The organism is Actinocorallia sp. B10E7 (assembly GCF_039871655.1).
Taxonomy (GTDB): domain Bacteria; phylum Actinomycetota; class Actinomycetes; order Streptosporangiales; family Streptosporangiaceae; genus Actinocorallia.
Map to the genome: position 1 here is coordinate 47,069 of NZ_JBDPLZ010000014.1, position 13,330 is coordinate 60,398.

Annotated in this window: 17 protein-coding genes; 10 read left to right on the forward strand and 7 right to left on the reverse strand. The window is 71.3% G+C overall.

Features of this window, described 5'->3' with window-relative positions; all coding sequences use genetic code 11:
* The 4 genes from ABGB12_RS31915 to ABGB12_RS31930 are packed head-to-tail and all read left to right on the forward strand — an operon-like array spanning position 1 to position 2,415.
* Entirely contained in the window at positions 1-285 is a 285-nt protein-coding gene (locus ABGB12_RS31915) for a metalloregulator ArsR/SmtB family transcription factor (protein ID WP_347683733.1), read from the forward strand.
* Complete coding sequence (arsB, locus tag ABGB12_RS31920) at positions 285-1,364, forward strand: ACR3 family arsenite efflux transporter (RefSeq protein ID WP_347683735.1); 1,080 nt, start codon at positions 285-287, stop codon at positions 1,362-1,364. The genes ABGB12_RS31915 and arsB overlap by 1 nt, the downstream gene beginning before the upstream one ends.
* Positions 1,361-2,002 (forward strand): arsenate reductase ArsC, encoded by a 642-nt coding sequence (locus ABGB12_RS31925; RefSeq protein WP_347683737.1) that lies wholly within the window; start codon positions 1,361-1,363, stop codon positions 2,000-2,002. The genes arsB and ABGB12_RS31925 overlap by 4 nt, the downstream gene beginning before the upstream one ends.
* Positions 2,003-2,013: 11 nt before the next feature.
* Complete coding sequence (locus ABGB12_RS31930; protein ID WP_347683739.1) at positions 2,014-2,415, forward strand: arsenate reductase ArsC; 402 nt, start codon at positions 2,014-2,016, stop codon at positions 2,413-2,415.
* 48 nt (positions 2,416-2,463) lie between these two features.
* Here the strand turns inward: ABGB12_RS31930 and ABGB12_RS31935 are convergent, their stop codons facing one another.
* Positions 2,464-2,889 (reverse strand): OsmC family protein, encoded by a 426-nt coding sequence (locus ABGB12_RS31935; RefSeq protein WP_347683741.1) that lies wholly within the window; start codon positions 2,887-2,889, stop codon positions 2,464-2,466.
* A gap of 167 nt (positions 2,890-3,056) precedes the next feature.
* Here ABGB12_RS31935 and ABGB12_RS31940 point away from each other — a divergent pair, with 167 nt between their 5' ends.
* From ABGB12_RS31940 to hypF, 6 genes are all read left to right on the forward strand, one after another.
* On the forward strand, positions 3,057-3,557 hold the full coding sequence (locus ABGB12_RS31940) for an N-acetyltransferase family protein (RefSeq protein ID WP_347683743.1): 501 nt from the start codon (positions 3,057-3,059) through the stop codon (positions 3,555-3,557).
* A 101-nt stretch (positions 3,558-3,658) separates the two neighbouring features.
* Entirely contained in the window at positions 3,659-4,018 is a 360-nt protein-coding gene (locus tag ABGB12_RS31945; protein ID WP_347683745.1) for a helix-turn-helix transcriptional regulator, read from the forward strand.
* 10 nt (positions 4,019-4,028) lie between these two features.
* Positions 4,029-4,631, forward strand: coding sequence for an SIS domain-containing protein (locus ABGB12_RS31950; protein WP_347683747.1), 603 nt, complete (start codon positions 4,029-4,031; stop codon positions 4,629-4,631).
* Positions 4,628-4,849, forward strand: a complete 222-nt coding sequence (locus tag ABGB12_RS31955; RefSeq protein WP_347683749.1) for a HypC/HybG/HupF family hydrogenase formation chaperone — start codon at positions 4,628-4,630, stop codon at positions 4,847-4,849. Before ABGB12_RS31950 ends, ABGB12_RS31955 begins: the two co-directional genes overlap by 4 nt.
* Positions 4,846-5,514: an SIS domain-containing protein gene (locus tag ABGB12_RS31960; RefSeq protein WP_347683751.1), complete on the forward strand. Its 669-nt coding sequence runs from the start codon at positions 4,846-4,848 to the stop codon at positions 5,512-5,514. The genes ABGB12_RS31955 and ABGB12_RS31960 overlap by 4 nt, the downstream gene beginning before the upstream one ends.
* A gap of 5 nt (positions 5,515-5,519) precedes the next feature.
* The gene (gene hypF / locus ABGB12_RS31965) at positions 5,520-7,817 is read left to right on the forward strand and encodes a carbamoyltransferase HypF (protein ID WP_347683895.1); all 2,298 of its coding nucleotides are present in this window, start codon (positions 5,520-5,522) and stop codon (positions 7,815-7,817) included.
* An 8-nt stretch (positions 7,818-7,825) separates the two neighbouring features.
* On the opposite strand, the gene hypE is transcribed toward hypF, so the two are convergent.
* The 6 genes from hypE to ABGB12_RS31995 all read right to left on the reverse strand — a co-directional run bounded on the left by hypE (position 7,826) and on the right by ABGB12_RS31995 (position 13,326).
* Positions 7,826-8,899: a hydrogenase expression/formation protein HypE gene (gene hypE, locus ABGB12_RS31970; RefSeq protein ID WP_347683753.1), complete on the reverse strand. Its 1,074-nt coding sequence runs from the start codon at positions 8,897-8,899 to the stop codon at positions 7,826-7,828.
* Complete coding sequence (gene hypD / locus ABGB12_RS31975; RefSeq protein ID WP_347683754.1) at positions 8,896-10,023, reverse strand: hydrogenase formation protein HypD; 1,128 nt, start codon at positions 10,021-10,023, stop codon at positions 8,896-8,898. Before hypD ends, hypE begins: the two co-directional genes overlap by 4 nt.
* Before the next feature lie 18 nt (positions 10,024-10,041).
* Positions 10,042-10,314, reverse strand: coding sequence for a HypC/HybG/HupF family hydrogenase formation chaperone (locus tag ABGB12_RS31980; protein WP_347683756.1), 273 nt, complete (start codon positions 10,312-10,314; stop codon positions 10,042-10,044).
* Between the two features lie 108 nt (positions 10,315-10,422).
* Complete coding sequence (locus ABGB12_RS31985; protein ID WP_347683757.1) at positions 10,423-11,016, reverse strand: DUF5947 family protein; 594 nt, start codon at positions 11,014-11,016, stop codon at positions 10,423-10,425.
* A complete protein-coding gene (locus ABGB12_RS31990) occupies positions 11,013-11,537 on the reverse strand; it encodes a NifU family protein (protein ID WP_347683758.1) in 525 nt (174 codons plus the stop codon). Before ABGB12_RS31990 ends, ABGB12_RS31985 begins: the two co-directional genes overlap by 4 nt.
* Positions 11,530-13,326: a nickel-dependent hydrogenase large subunit gene (locus ABGB12_RS31995; protein WP_347683760.1), complete on the reverse strand. Its 1,797-nt coding sequence runs from the start codon at positions 13,324-13,326 to the stop codon at positions 11,530-11,532. Before ABGB12_RS31995 ends, ABGB12_RS31990 begins: the two co-directional genes overlap by 8 nt.
* Between the last annotated feature and the right edge of the window lie 4 nt (positions 13,327-13,330).

Genomic DNA, 13,330 nt, shown 5'->3' on the forward strand with positions numbered 1-13,330 from the left:
ATGCGGGTACTCGCGGACCCGCTGCGACTGCAGATCATCACACTGCTCGCACGGGAGACCCTGTGCACCACGCACCTCGTCGCCGAGACCGGGGCTCGGCAGACGAACCTGTCCAACCACCTGCGGGTGCTGCGCGAGGCCGGAGTGGTGGAGACCGAGCCGTGCGGGCGGTTCACCTACTACCGGCTGCGGCCCGAGGTCATCGACCGGTTGGCGGGCGCGCTGGGCGAACTCGCCGAGACCGCCCGGACCACCGCCGAGACCGGACGGAAGAGGTCCTGCTGATGACATCCGTGCAATCCCCCGCCGCGGACGGCTCCGTCGTCGCGAAGCTCTCCACGCTCGACCGGTTCCTGGCGGTGTGGATCCTGCTGGCCATGGCGGCCGGGCTCGGCCTGGGCAGGGCGGTCCCCGGGCTGAACGACGTGCTGGCGGCCGTGGAACTCGGCGGGATCTCCCTGCCGATCGCGCTCGGGCTGCTGATCATGATGTACCCGGTGCTGGCCAAGGTGCGCTACGACAGGCTGGACGCCGTCACCGGGGACCGAAGGCTCATGGCCTCCTCGCTGGTGATCAACTGGGTCGTCGGGCCGGCCGTGATGTTCGCCCTCGCCTGGCTCTTCCTGCCCGACCTGCCGGAGTACCGGACCGGGCTGATCATCGTCGGGCTGGCCCGCTGCATCGCCATGGTCATCATCTGGAACGACCTGGCCTGCGGCGACCGCGAGGCCGCCGCCGTCCTCGTCGCCCTCAACTCGGTGTTCCAGGTGCTGGCGTTCGGCCTGCTCGGCTGGTTCTACCTCGACCTGCTGCCCGGCTGGCTGGGCCTCGGCGACGGCGAGAACCTCGACATCTCCATGTGGAAGATCGCGATGAACGTCGTGGTGTTCCTCGGCGTCCCCCTCGCCGCGGGCTTCCTCACCCGCCGCCTCGGCGAGAAGAAGCTGGGCCGGGAGCGCTACGAGAACGGCTTCCTGCCCAAGATCGGCCCCTGGGCGCTGTACGGGCTGCTGTTCACCATCGTCGTCCTTTTCGCGCTGCAGGGAAAGACGATCACCTCCCAGCCGCTGGACGTCGCCCGCATCGCACTCCCCCTGCTCGCCTACTTCGCGATCATGTGGTTCGGCACCTTCGCCCTCGGCAAGGCCATCGGCCTGAACTACGACCGCACCGCCACCCTCGCCTTCACCGCCGCGGGCAACAACTTCGAACTCGCCATCGCGGTGGCGATCGCCACCTTCGGCGTCACCTCCGGCCAGGCCCTGTCCGGTGTCGTCGGCCCGCTCATCGAGGTGCCCGTCCTGGTCGCGCTCGTCTACGTCTCCCTGGCCTGGCGGCGGAAGTTCTCCTCGGAGAAGGCGTGAAACGACCCCCGGACGCCCTGCTGACACGGATCTCGCACACGATCGCGCCGCGTTTCGACGGCCTCTTCAGCCTGGAGACGGTGGAGCGGTACGTCCGGGAGTCCTACCGTCTGCTGGCCTGTGAAGCCGTGGACGGCCGACACCTGCCCGTCCTCGCCGAGCGGTTCGCACGGGAGCGGCTCGTCGCCCTGGCCCAGGCCCAGGGACTGAGCGGCAGGCCGGTGCCCGAGGTCCTGTTCGTCTGCGCCCGCAACGCCGGACGTTCCCAGATGGCCGCGGCGCTGATGGCCCGCCACGCCCGGGGCCGGGTGCACATCCGCACGGCGGGGACCACGCCCGCCGAGCGGATCGACACCGTCGTCGTCCGGGCCCTCGCCGAGATCGGCCTCGACCCGGCCGAGGAGTTCCCCAAGCCGCTGACCGACGAGATCGTCCGGGCCGCCGACGTCATCGTCACCATGGGGTGCGGCGACGCCTGCCCCGTCTACCCGGGCAAGCGCTACCAGGACTGGCTCCTGGACGAGCCCGGAGGCGCCTCCATCGAACGGGTGCGCCGGATCCGCGACCACATCGACGAACGCGTCCGCGAACTGCTGTCCGAACTGACCACCACCGCGCCGGGCCCCCGGCCGATCTGAGGAGACCTCGCATGTCCGACAAGCCCAGCGTCCTGTTCGTCTGCGTCCACAACGCCGGACGTTCCCAGATGGCCGCCGCCTTCCTCTCCCACCTGGCCGGCGACAGGGTCGAGGTCCGCTCCGCCGGATCCGCCCCCGCCGACGGCGTCAACCCGGCGGTGGTGGAGGCCATGAAGGAGGTGGGCATCGACATCACCGACCAGAAGCCCAAGATCCTCACCCCGGACGCCGTCGAGGCCTCCGACGTGTGCATCACCATGGGCTGCGGCGACGTCTGCCCCGTCTTCCCCGGCAAGCGCTACCTCGACTGGACCCTCGAGGACCCCGCGGGCCAGGGCGTCGAGGCCGTCCGCCCCATCCGCGACGAGATCAAGACCCGCATCGAGGGCCTGATCAAGGAACTCGGCGTCTGACCGGCCGGAGGGTCGGCGACGGGCCGCCCCGCGTCCCGGCGCCGGCCCTCATCCCACCGGCTCGGCGACGATCTCACCGGTCACCGAGCAGACGGCGGCAAGGGTGTTGAAGATCGTGCCGTGGCGGCGGATGTTGGTGTGGAGCAGCTGGAGGCGGCGTTCCGGCTCATCGGTGACGACGCGCAGAACGTAGTGCACGGAGGTGATCTTCGGTGGTGAGCTCTGCCTCTGCGCCTCCACAGTGAGAAAAGCACGTTCATAGCGGAACGGCAGGGACTCGGAGAAACGTTCGACGTTCTTGAGTACGCAGGCGGCGAACGCGGAGGCGAGCAGGTCGGCCGGTCCGGGGATCTCCTCGCTCTGGCCGGCTGACGCGTCGAACACGATCGTCGCCTGTTTGGCGGACGCCCGGGCGGCGCCTCCGACCGTCGATTCGGCCTGGACCCGGTAGAGGGCGGGAGCGGTGTCGGACATCAAGACCTCGTTTCTCTCCGGCTTCTCTTGCCAGTCTTCCTCATCGAGCTCACCGCACCGCCCGAGGCCGCCGGTGACAGCTCAGCATCTGATTTGACATGCATCGATGCAGAGCGCCAAGCTCGCACTGCTTCGGTGAGCCTCGAATCAGAGCCGAGGGAGATCCCATGTTCGTCCTCCGCTCCATGCGGCCCGATGACGCGGCACAGGTCCTCGCCGTCTATCAGGCGGGGCTGGACACCGGAAACGCCGGGTTCGAGGTCACGGCCCCCGCCTGGCGGGAGTTCGACGCCCACCGGCTCCCCGGTCACCGCCATGTCGCCGTCGCCCCCGACGGCGTCCTCCTCGGCTGGACGGCGGTCAGCGCCGTGTCCGCCCGTCCCGTCTACGCCGGGGTGGTCGAGCACTCCGTCTACATCCACCCGGACGCCCGGGGCAAAGGCGTCGGCTCCGCCCTGCTGCGGGCCCTCATCGCCTCGACCGAGGCCGCCGGGATCTGGACGGTCCAGTCCGGTGTCTTCCCCGAGAACACCGCCAGCCTCGCGCTCCACCGCAGGGCCGGCTTCCGCACCGTCGGCGTCCGGGAACGCGTCGGCCTCCACCACGGACGCTGGCGCGACGTCGTCCTCCTCGAACGCCGCAGCCCCGTAGTCGGCCGATCCATCTGATTCCCCTCGGCGGGTCGTGGCCGGGGCGTGTTTCGGGCTCTGCCTCAGCAGGTAGGAGCCTGGTGACGGAGAGCGACCGCCCTGGTGTTCGAGGAGGGGATGTGGAAGGCAACGAGATCCGGAGCCTGCTGCATCCGTTCCTCCTGCTGCTGATCTACGAGCGGCCGGGGCACGGGTACGACCTGATCGACCGGCTGGCCCGCATGGGGGTGCCGGGGGTGGAGCCCGGGCACGCCTACCGGGTGCTGCGGAGCCTGGAGCGGGCCCGTCTGCTCCGGTCCGCCTGGGAGCCCTCGGGCACCGGGCCCGCGCGCCGCCGCTACGAACTGACGGACGAGGGCATGGCGGACCTGGAGGCGTGGGTGCCGCGGATGGGCGCCTTCGCCGAACTGCTCGGCTCCTGCGTGGAACGGTGGGCCAGGGCGTCCGGGCCCGGACGGCTCGCCGGCCGGGCGCGTTGAGGAGGCGGCCGTGCCCCCGTGGGAGACACCCGAGGACAGGGCCCTGGCCCTGTTCGGACGCAGGTCGCGGGCCGGTCTCGCGCTGAGGCGGGAATCCGGCGCGGTCGGCCGCGCCTGTCACGCCATGGCCGGGCGGTTCCGCCGCGGCGGGTCCCTCTACACCTTCGGCGGCGGTGTCGCGGCTGCGGACGCCGCGCACATCGCGGTCGAGTTCGTGCATCCGGTGATCGTCGGCAAGCGTGCCCTGCCGGCGGTCTCGCTGGGGTGCGGCACCGTGCCCCCGGACGGCTCCGCCGAGGTGTTCGCCACCCGGCTGGAGGCGATGGCCGGCCCCCATGACATAGCCCTCGCCCTGTCCGCCGACGGCCGGTGCGAGGCCGTGCTGCGCGGGCTGGAGAAGGCGCGGGAACGCGGCGCGCTCACCGTGGCCCTGACGGGCGGGGACGGCGGGGACCTGGCGCGCAGCCCCGCCGTCGACCATCTGATCGTCGCCGCCTCGGACGACCCCCGCGTGGTCAGGGAGATGCACGTGACCGTCTACCACGTGCTCTGGGAGCTGGTCCACGTGTTCCTCGAGCGGCCGGGTGGCCTGGACACGGAGGTGCCCTCATGACGGAACGCCGATCGCACTGCCACGAGGAGGTCTGCGTCACCTGCTCGGACTCCGCCGTCGCGGTGCGGGTGCGGGAACTGCTGCCCGGCGGGCTGGCGATCGTCGACACCGAGGCGGGGCCCGAGGAGGTCAGCGTGGCGTTGGTCTCCGCCGACCCCGGCGACATCGTGCTGGTGCACGCCAAGGAGGCCATCGCGGTCGTCGAGGAGCCGTCGTGACCTCGGCTGCCGAGCCCGGAGGCGTGGAGGCGCTCTACCCGTTCCTGTACTCAGGTCAGGACGATTCCGAATCCCTCCTGGCCGATGTTGAGAGGTCCACGGCCGAGAAGTCCGAGGAGATCGCCGCGCTGCGCGGTTCTCTCGCCGCCCGCTTCACTTGGCCGCTCGCCGAGTGCGCCCGGGCGCTGGCGGACTCCTTCTCCTCGGGCGGGCGCGTACTGGCCTTCGGCAACGGCGGCAGCAGCACCGACGCTCAGGCGTTCACAGAGCTGTTCTCCGCTTCTCCTCCGCCCTGCGGGCCGCTGCCCGCTCTCTGCCTGCCGCAGGACACCGCGTCGCTCACGGCCCTGGCGAACGACGTGGGGTTCGAGGTCGTCTTCGCCCGCCAGCTCGCCGCCCTGGGACGGCGCGGAGACGTCGCCGCGGCCTTCTCCACCAGCGGAGGCTCGGCGAACCTGCTGCGTGGGCTGAAGGAAGCGGCCCGCCTCGGTATGACGACGATCGGATTCGCCGGCTACGACGGCGGCCCCATGGCCGAATCCGGTGACGTGGACCATCTCTTCGTCGTCCCCTCCGCGTCCGTGCACCGCATCCAGGAGGCTCAGACGACCCTGTACCAGGTTCTCTGGGAGCTCACATTCCAGGAGCTGGAGGACGCCCGGTGACGGGCATGCCCGTCCGCCACCGGATCCGGATCAAGGTCGAGGGCATCGTCCAGGGGGTCGGGTTCCGGCCGTTCGTCCACGAGCTGGCCGGACGCTACGGCCTGGCGGGGTTCGTCGGCAACGACGGCGACGGCGTCTTCGCCGAGGCAGAAGGGGAGGCGGATTCGCTGGACGCCTTCGTCGCCGATCTCGGGCTGCGGGCTCCGCCCCTGGCCCTCGTCGAACGGGTCACCACTTGTCCGGCCGATCCCGTCGGGGAGTTCGGATTCCGGATCGTCGACAGCGTCCCGGGAAAGAAACGTTCGACTCTCGTGTCCTCGGACATGGCCACCTGCGCCGATTGCCTCCGTGAGGTGATGGATCCCGGTGACCGGAGATTCGGGTACGCCTTCACGAATTGCACTCACTGCGGGCCTCGGTTCACCATCACCCTCGATGTGCCCTATGACCGGCACAACACCACGATGAGCGGCTTCGCGCTTTGCGCCGATTGTGAGCGGGAGTACCACGATCCGTCCGATCGGCGCTTTCACGCCCAGCCCGTGTGCTGCCCGTGCTGCGGGCCGTCACCGCGGTTGCTGGGCGCCGACACCGCGGCCGTTCCGGGCGACCCGATCAGGACGGCCGCCGCGTGGCTGAAGGAAAGCCGGATCCTCGCCGTCAAGGGGATCGGCGGCTACCACCTCGCCGCGCTCGCCGGAGACGAGGAGGCCGTCCGCCTGCTGCGCGCCCGCAAGCGCCGGGAGGCCAAACCGTTCGCCGTCATGGCACCGGATCTCGCCGCCGCCCGCGCCCTGGCCGACTTCGACGAAGCCGCCGCCGGCCTGCTCACCGGGCCCCGCCGCCCCATCGTGCTCGCGCCGCGCCGCGCCGGAGCGCCGGTGGCCGAGGCCGTCGCGCCCGGTGCCGGAGAGCTGGGCGTGATGCTGCCGTACACGCCCCTGCATCATCTGCTCGCCGCGCGGCTCGGCGAGGCGTTCGTGCTGACCAGCGGCAACCTCTCGGACGAGCCGATCATCCACCGTGACGACGACGCCCTGGAACGCCTTTCGGGGATCGCCGACGGATTCCTCACCCACGACCGGCCCGTTCACGTCCCCGCCGACGACTCGGTGGTCCGCGTCTTCCTCGGCAGGGAGATGCCGTTGCGCCGCTCACGCGGTTACGCACCCGTCCCCCTGACGGTGCACCGGCCCTTCCCCAGGCCCGTCCTCGCCTGCGGCGCCGGGCTGAAGAACACCTTCTGCCTGGCCGAAGGCACGCGGGCGTTCCCCTCGCATCACATCGGCGACCTGGAGAGCCACGAGACCCTGCGCGCGTTCACCGACGGGGTCGCGCATTTCCGCCGCCTGTTCGGCATCGAACCCGAGGTGCTGGCACACGATCTGCACCCCGACTACCCGTCCACGAAGTACGCGCTGGACCTCGCCGAGGCCGAGGGACTCCCGACGATCGGCGTGCAGCACCACCACGCCCACCTCGCCTCGTGCCTGGCCGACAACGGCGAGAGCGGCCCGGTGATCGGTGTGGCGTTCGACGGGCTGGGCTACGGCCCCGACGGGACGCTGTGGGGCGGTGAGTTCCTGGTCTTCGACCTGGCCTGGTACCGGCGCGCGGGCCGCTTGGAGACCGTGCCGATGCCGGGTGGAGCCGCCGCGATCCGGCAGCCGTGGCGGATGGCCGCGGCCCACCTGCACGCCGCGTACGACGGGCGGCCTCCGGAGCTCGACGTCATCCGGCGGCACGGTGACCGCTGGGAGGCCGTGACCGCCCTGATCCGGTCCGCGCTGAACGCGCCGCTCACCTCCAGCGCCGGACGGCTGTTCGACGCGGTCTCGGCGATCGCGGGCGTCCGGGACGAGGCCTCCTACGAAGGACAGGCCGCCGTCGAGCTGGAGCGGCACGTCGACCCGCACGAGAGCGGGGCCTACCCGGTGACGCTCTCGTGCGGGGACCCGCTGGTCGTCTCCTGCGCGGACCTGGTGCGGTGCGCGGCCGAGGACGTCCGGGCGGGAGCCTCCGCCGGGCGGGTCGCGGCCCGGTTCCACCGCGGCCTGGCCGCCGCCGTCGTCGAGGCGGCCGTCGTCCTGCGCGAGCGCACCGGGCTCGCCGCGGTCGCGTTGTCCGGCGGGGTCTTCCAGAACGTCACCCTGCTCGGCCTGGTCGTGTCGGGCCTGGAACGGGCGGGCCTGCGCGCACTGACCCACACGCGGGTCCCGCCGAACGACGGCGGCGTCTCCTTCGGCCAGGCCGTGGTCGCCGCCGCCCGCGACCGCGGGGAGGAGCCCGCGCCCCTCCCCTGACGGCGGGGTCAGCAGATGCGGGGCAGCGGGTCCCCGACGAGCAGGTCGGCGATGCGCGTGCCTCCGAAAGCGGTCTTGAGGAGCACCAGGCCCGAGGGTCCTCCGTCCACCGTCCCCACCAGCGCGGCGTCCTCCCCCAGAGGGTGGCCGCGCAGAGCCGCCAGGGCCTCCTCGGCCCGGTCCCCGGCGACTATCGCGACGAAACGCCCCTCGCAGGCCACGTACAGCGGGTCTATGCCGAGCAGTTCGCACGCGCCGGTCACGGCGGCCCGCACCGGCACCGCGGCCTCGTCCACCGTGATCGACACCCCGGCGGCACGCGCCACCTCGTTCAGGACGGTCGCGACGCCGCCGCGGGTGGCGTCGCGCAGCATCCGCACCCCGCCGGGCACGGCGTCCAGGAGCGCGGCGACCACGCCGTCGAGCGGGGCGGTGTCGGAGACCAGGTCGGCGGCGAGGTCCAGTTCGCCGCGCGCCAGCATGACGGTCACCCCGTGCTCGCCGATCGGCCCGGAGACCAGCACCGCGTCCCCCGGGCGGACCCGCGCGGCTCCGAACGCCTCGGGGCGCTCCAGCACGCCGACGCCGGTCGTGGTGATGTAGCAGCCGTCGCCCTTGCCGTGCTGGACGACCTTGGTGTCGCCGGTGACGACCGCGACGCCCGCGCGCCGGGCCGCGGCGGCCATGGACGCCGTGACGCGACGCAGGTCGTCCATCGGGAAGCCCTCTTCCAGGATGAACCCTGCGGAGAGGTACAGCGGCCTGGCTCCCGAGACGGCCAGGTCGTTGACCGTGCCGTTGACGGCGAGGTCCCCGATGTCCCCTCCCGGGAAGAAGAGCGGCGACACGACGAAGGAGTCGGTGGTCAGGACCATCCGGGACGCTCCCAGGTCCAGGGTCGCGCCGTCGTCCAGCGGTTCCAGGGCCGGGTTGCCGAACGCTCCGACGAAGACGTCCTCGACGAGGGTCTGGGTGGCCTTGCCGCCCGCGCCGTGGGCGAGCGTGACACGCTCCTCCCGCACCCTGGGGGCGCGCCGCCGGGCGCGTTCGATGCGGTCCAGCACCTGCTGCTCGGTCGTCATGCGAGTGTCGCCTCCTGCACGCGGTCCCTGGTGAACCGGCCGTAGTTGTAGTACGCGGCGCAGGCGCCCTCCGAGGAGACCATGCACGTCCCGATGGGGGTCTCCGGGGTGCACGCGGTGCCGAACACCTTGCACTCCCACGGTTTGATGACGCCTTTGAGCACCTCTCCGCACTGGCACGCCTTGGGGTCGGCCACCCGGACGCCGGGCAGGTCGAAGACGCGTTCGGCGTCGTGGACGGCGTAGGCCTCGCGCAGTCTCAGGGCCGAGTGCGAGATGAAGCCGAGCCCTCGCCACTCGAAGTGGGGGCGCAGCTCCATGGTCCGTCCGATGGCCTCCAGCGCCCTGGGGTTGCCCTCCCACGGGACGACCCGCGCGTACTGGTTCTCGACCTCGCAGCGGCCCTCGTCCAGCTGCCGCATCAGCATGTACACCGACTGCAGCAGGTCCAGCGGCTCGAATCCGGCGCACACCAGCGGCCTGCCGTAGTGGCTGGAGATGAACTCGTACGGCCGGCACCCGATGACGGTGGAGACGTGGCCGGGGCCGAGGAAGCCGTCGAGCCGCAGATCGGGCGAGTCGAGGATCGCCTTGATCGCCGGGATGATGGTGACGTGGTTGCAGAAGACCGAGAAGTTGACGATGCCCTCGGCCGCGGCCCGCAGCACGGTCATCGCGGTGGACGGAGCGGTGGTCTCGAACCCGATCGCCATGAACACCACCCGGCGTCCGGGGTTCTCCCGGGCGATCCGCAGCGCGTCCAGCGGCGAGTAGACCATCCGGATGTCGGCGCCCTCGGCCTTGGCGTCGAAGAACGAGCCGGTTCCGCCGGGCACCCGCATCGTGTCCCCGAACGACGTCATGATCACGTCGGGTTCGCGGGCGATGGCGATGGCGTCGTCGACCCGGCCCATCGGGATCACGCACACCGGGCAGCCGGGCCCGTGCACCAGCTCGACGCCCTCCGGCAGGTGGTCCTCCACGCCGTGCTTGTAGATGGTGTGGGTGTGGCCGCCGCACACCTCCATGAACTTGTAGCGCCTGCCGGGCTCGCACAGCGCGGTGATCCGCGCGGACAGCGCCCTGGCCTTGTCCGCGTCCCGGTACTCGTCGACGAACCGCATGGCCGCCTTCCTGGTCCGTTAGGTGATGTCGGATTCGGCGAGCGCGTCGAGCTCGTCGTGGTAGGCCCGGCCGAGTCCCTCGAGCAGGGCCAGGGTCGCCGCCGCCTCCGCCTCGTCGATCTTCGACATGGCGAAGCCGACGTGCACCAGCACCCAGTCGCCGGGCCGGACGCCCTCGGGGCCGAGCAGGCCCGTGCTGATCGGCCGCCGGACGCCGGCGACCTCGACCGTGGCCAGGTCGCCGCGGTCCGGCAGGAGTTCCACGATCTCTCCCGGGATGCCGAGACACATTCCGCGCTCCTCACATCCGTCGTATGCGCATGTAGCGCTTCATCGCCGGCAGGTTCTGCAAGAACAGGAACACGGCGAAAGCCGCGAAGAGGGCCAATACCCCGATCCCTACCCGTCGCACGTCTCTCCTTCCGCGAGGCTCGCGAAGAACGCCTCGATCTCCGGCCACACCCGGGTGCCCCCGGACAGGCCCTTCCACGCCCTGCGGACGACGGCCACCAGCCGGTAGCAGTCATCGACGGGCACCAGCCATCGTTCGTCCGCGCCGCGCAGCGTGTTCACCAGCACCGCCTCCACGCCCGGCCGCAGCCCGGCCAGCGGCGGGCAGGACCCGACCGCCTTCTCCCAGGCCGCCGGTTCCACCGGGTGTCCGGTGGAACCGGCGGGGCTCGGGTAGCGGGCGGTGACGACGCCGTCCGTGCCGAGGGTGAAGAACGCCAACCCGACCGGGACTCCCAGATCGGCGGGGTCCAGGCCGGTGAGCCGGCGTCTCCCGCCTTTCACCAGCCGGTAGTGGCCGCTCCCCTCGCCGAACAGCAGCGAGCAGGCCCGGCAGGCGCACAGCAGCGCGCCGTCCCGCTCGTCCAGCACATGGCCGTGCTCGTCCTCCACCGGGACTCCGCACAGGGCGCACGGGTCGGCCGTGTCCCGTTCCCGTGACTCCGCGCGCCGGATGGCCCGGCCGAGCGCCGTCGAGTTCACGAGGCCTTCTCCTGCGCCGGGCGGCGTGACAAGGACTCGACCGGGATGAAGGCGGGCTTCCCGCGCGGCGGCCGGACGTCGACCTCCGTCAGCTCCGGAACCGCCGCCATCACCGCGTCCCGGACCGCCTCCGCGGCCCTCTCCGCGCCGCCGCATCCTCCGCCGGAGAGCAGGACGCGCGCGACGGAGCCTTCGACGCCCTCCAGCCGCAGGTCGCCGCCCCGCAGGAGCGGGCGCACCCCGTCCAGGGCCCGTTCGATCCGCCGTTCGGGCGGCTCGGGGTGGATCTCGTGCAGGACCAGCAGATGGCCGACGAGTTCGTCGTCCACCAGCGGGCCCGCCGTGCCGGACTCCAGGTCCATGACCCGGGCGAGGGCCTCCCCGTACACCTCGGTGAGCAGGGTGACGGCGTCCAGCGCCTTGCCCGCCGTCGCGCCCGGGATCGCCTCCAGCTCGCCGAGCACCGCCTCGAGCCGGGCGAGCCGGTCGGCGACGGCCGGACCGTCGAGGCGCTCAGCCATGGGACGCCCCGAACATCGGCGAGTGCAGCTTCTTGAGGGTGCGGCCCTTGCCGAGGTACATGTGCACTCCGCAGGGCAGGCAGGGGTCGAAGCTGCGCACCGCCCGCATGATGTCGACGCCCCGGAAGTCCTCCGGGCCGTTCTCCTCGAAGATGGGCATGTCCTGGACCGCGTCCTCGTACGGGCCCGGCGTGCCGAAGCCGTCGCGCGGGCTGGCGTTCCAGGGCGTGGGCGGGTACGGGTGGTAGTTGGCGATCTTGCCGTCGCGGATCACCATGTGGTGCGACAGGACTCCCCGCACCGCCTCGTGGAAACCGGCCCCGATCGCGGCGTCCGGAACGTCGAACGGCTGGAACACCTTGGTCTCCCCGGCCCGCACCAGCTCCATCGCCTGCTCGACGAAGTGCACCGCCATCGCCGCGGCGTAGGCGATGAAGTAGGCGCGGGCGCGATTGCGTTCGATCGCGTTGGACCACGACGGGATGCGCCATTCCAGCGTCGTCTCCGGCAGCTCGTCGCCGCGCGGCAGCGAGATCTGGACGCTCGAACCCGTCGACTTCACGTACGGCGTGTCCACCCGGTTCGCCAGCGCGGTGGTGTACAGCCGGGCGAAGGCCCCGCCGCCCGTGTCCAGGGCGAGGTGCTCCTGGGACTCCGGGTCGTACCAGCGCGGGCTCATCACCCAGCTGTACTTGTCCTCGAAGTCGCGTTTCTGCGGCACGGGCAGTGTGGTCTGGTTCCACGGGTGGCGCATGTCGACGGGGTTGCCGAGCGGGTCCGCGGTGACGAACGGCTCGGCGTTCGTCCAGTCGTCGTAGTAGGAGCTGCCCAGGAGGATGCGCATGCCCAGGTTGATGTCGACGAGGTTCGTGGTGAGCAGCCGCCCGTCCACGACGATGCCCGGGGTCACGAACATCTCCCGGCCCCAGTGCTCCATCGTCTCGTAGCGGTAGTCGACGACGTTCGGGTCCTGGAACGCGCCCCAGCAGCCGAGCATGACGCGGCGGCGCCCCACCTCCTCGTACCCGGGCAGCGCCTCGTAGAAGAAGTCGAACACGTCGTCGTTCATCGCGACGGACTTCTTGATGAAGTCCACGACGCTCACCAGTCGCGACAGGTAGTCGGTGAAGATCGAATGCGTCGGCACCGTGCCCACGCCGCCCGGGTAGACGGTGGACGGGTGCACGTGCCTGCCCTCCATCAGGCAGAACATCTCGCGGGTGACGCGGCTGATGCGCAGCGCCTCCTTGTAGACCTCGCCCTCGAACGGGTTGAACGCCTCCATGATGTCGGCGATCGTGCGGTAGCCGTGGACGGCTGAGCCCGGCGCCAGGGTCTCGCGCGCCAGCCGCATCACGCCCGGGTTGGTGTCCTTGACCATGGCCTCGCAGAAGTCGACGAAGACCAGGTTCTCCTGGAAGAGCGTGTGGTCGAACATGTACTCGGCGGCCTCGCCGAGATTGATGATCCACTCGCCCAGCGGCGGGGTCTTGATCCCGTAGGCCATGTTCTGCGCGTACACCGAGCACGTGGTGTGGTTGTCGCCGCAGATGCCGCAGATCCGGCTGGTGATGAACCCGGCGTCGCGCGGGTCCTTGCCCTTCATGAACACCGAGTAGCCGCGGAACAGCGAGGACGTGACGTGGCACTCGGCGATCCGCCGGTTCTCGAAGTCGATCTTCGTGTAGACGCCGAGGTTCCCGATGATGCGGGTGATCGGGTCCCAGGACATCTCGACGAGCTGCCCCGGCCCGGTGCCCGCCGCCGTCCTCGGATCGGTGATGGCCATCGTT

What these genes read in the sequence shown, in the direction of transcription:
- ABGB12_RS31915 (WP_347683733.1), top strand. Translation starts at nt 1, where the DNA reads ATGCGGGTACTCGCGGACCCGCTGCGACTGCAGATCATCACACTGCTC.
- arsB (WP_347683735.1), top strand. Translation starts at nt 285, where the DNA reads ATGACATCCGTGCAATCCCCCGCCGCGGACGGCTCCGTCGTCGCGAAG.
- ABGB12_RS31930 (WP_347683739.1), top strand. Translation starts at nt 2,014, where the DNA reads ATGTCCGACAAGCCCAGCGTCCTGTTCGTCTGCGTCCACAACGCCGGA.
- ABGB12_RS31935 (WP_347683741.1), bottom strand. Translation starts at nt 2,889, where the DNA reads ATGTCCGACACCGCTCCCGCCCTCTACCGGGTCCAGGCCGAATCGACG.
- ABGB12_RS31940 (WP_347683743.1), top strand. Translation starts at nt 3,057, where the DNA reads ATGTTCGTCCTCCGCTCCATGCGGCCCGATGACGCGGCACAGGTCCTC.
- ABGB12_RS31955 (WP_347683749.1), top strand. Translation starts at nt 4,628, where the DNA reads ATGACGGAACGCCGATCGCACTGCCACGAGGAGGTCTGCGTCACCTGC.
- hypF (WP_347683895.1), top strand. Translation starts at nt 5,520, where the DNA reads ATGCCCGTCCGCCACCGGATCCGGATCAAGGTCGAGGGCATCGTCCAG.
- hypE (WP_347683753.1), bottom strand. Translation starts at nt 8,899, where the DNA reads ATGACGACCGAGCAGCAGGTGCTGGACCGCATCGAACGCGCCCGGCGG.
- hypD (WP_347683754.1), bottom strand. Translation starts at nt 10,023, where the DNA reads ATGCGGTTCGTCGACGAGTACCGGGACGCGGACAAGGCCAGGGCGCTG.
- ABGB12_RS31980 (WP_347683756.1), bottom strand. Translation starts at nt 10,314, where the DNA reads ATGTGTCTCGGCATCCCGGGAGAGATCGTGGAACTCCTGCCGGACCGC.
- ABGB12_RS31990 (WP_347683758.1), bottom strand. Translation starts at nt 11,537, where the DNA reads ATGGCTGAGCGCCTCGACGGTCCGGCCGTCGCCGACCGGCTCGCCCGG.
- ABGB12_RS31995 (WP_347683760.1), bottom strand. Translation starts at nt 13,326, where the DNA reads ATGGCCATCACCGATCCGAGGACGGCGGCGGGCACCGGGCCGGGGCAG.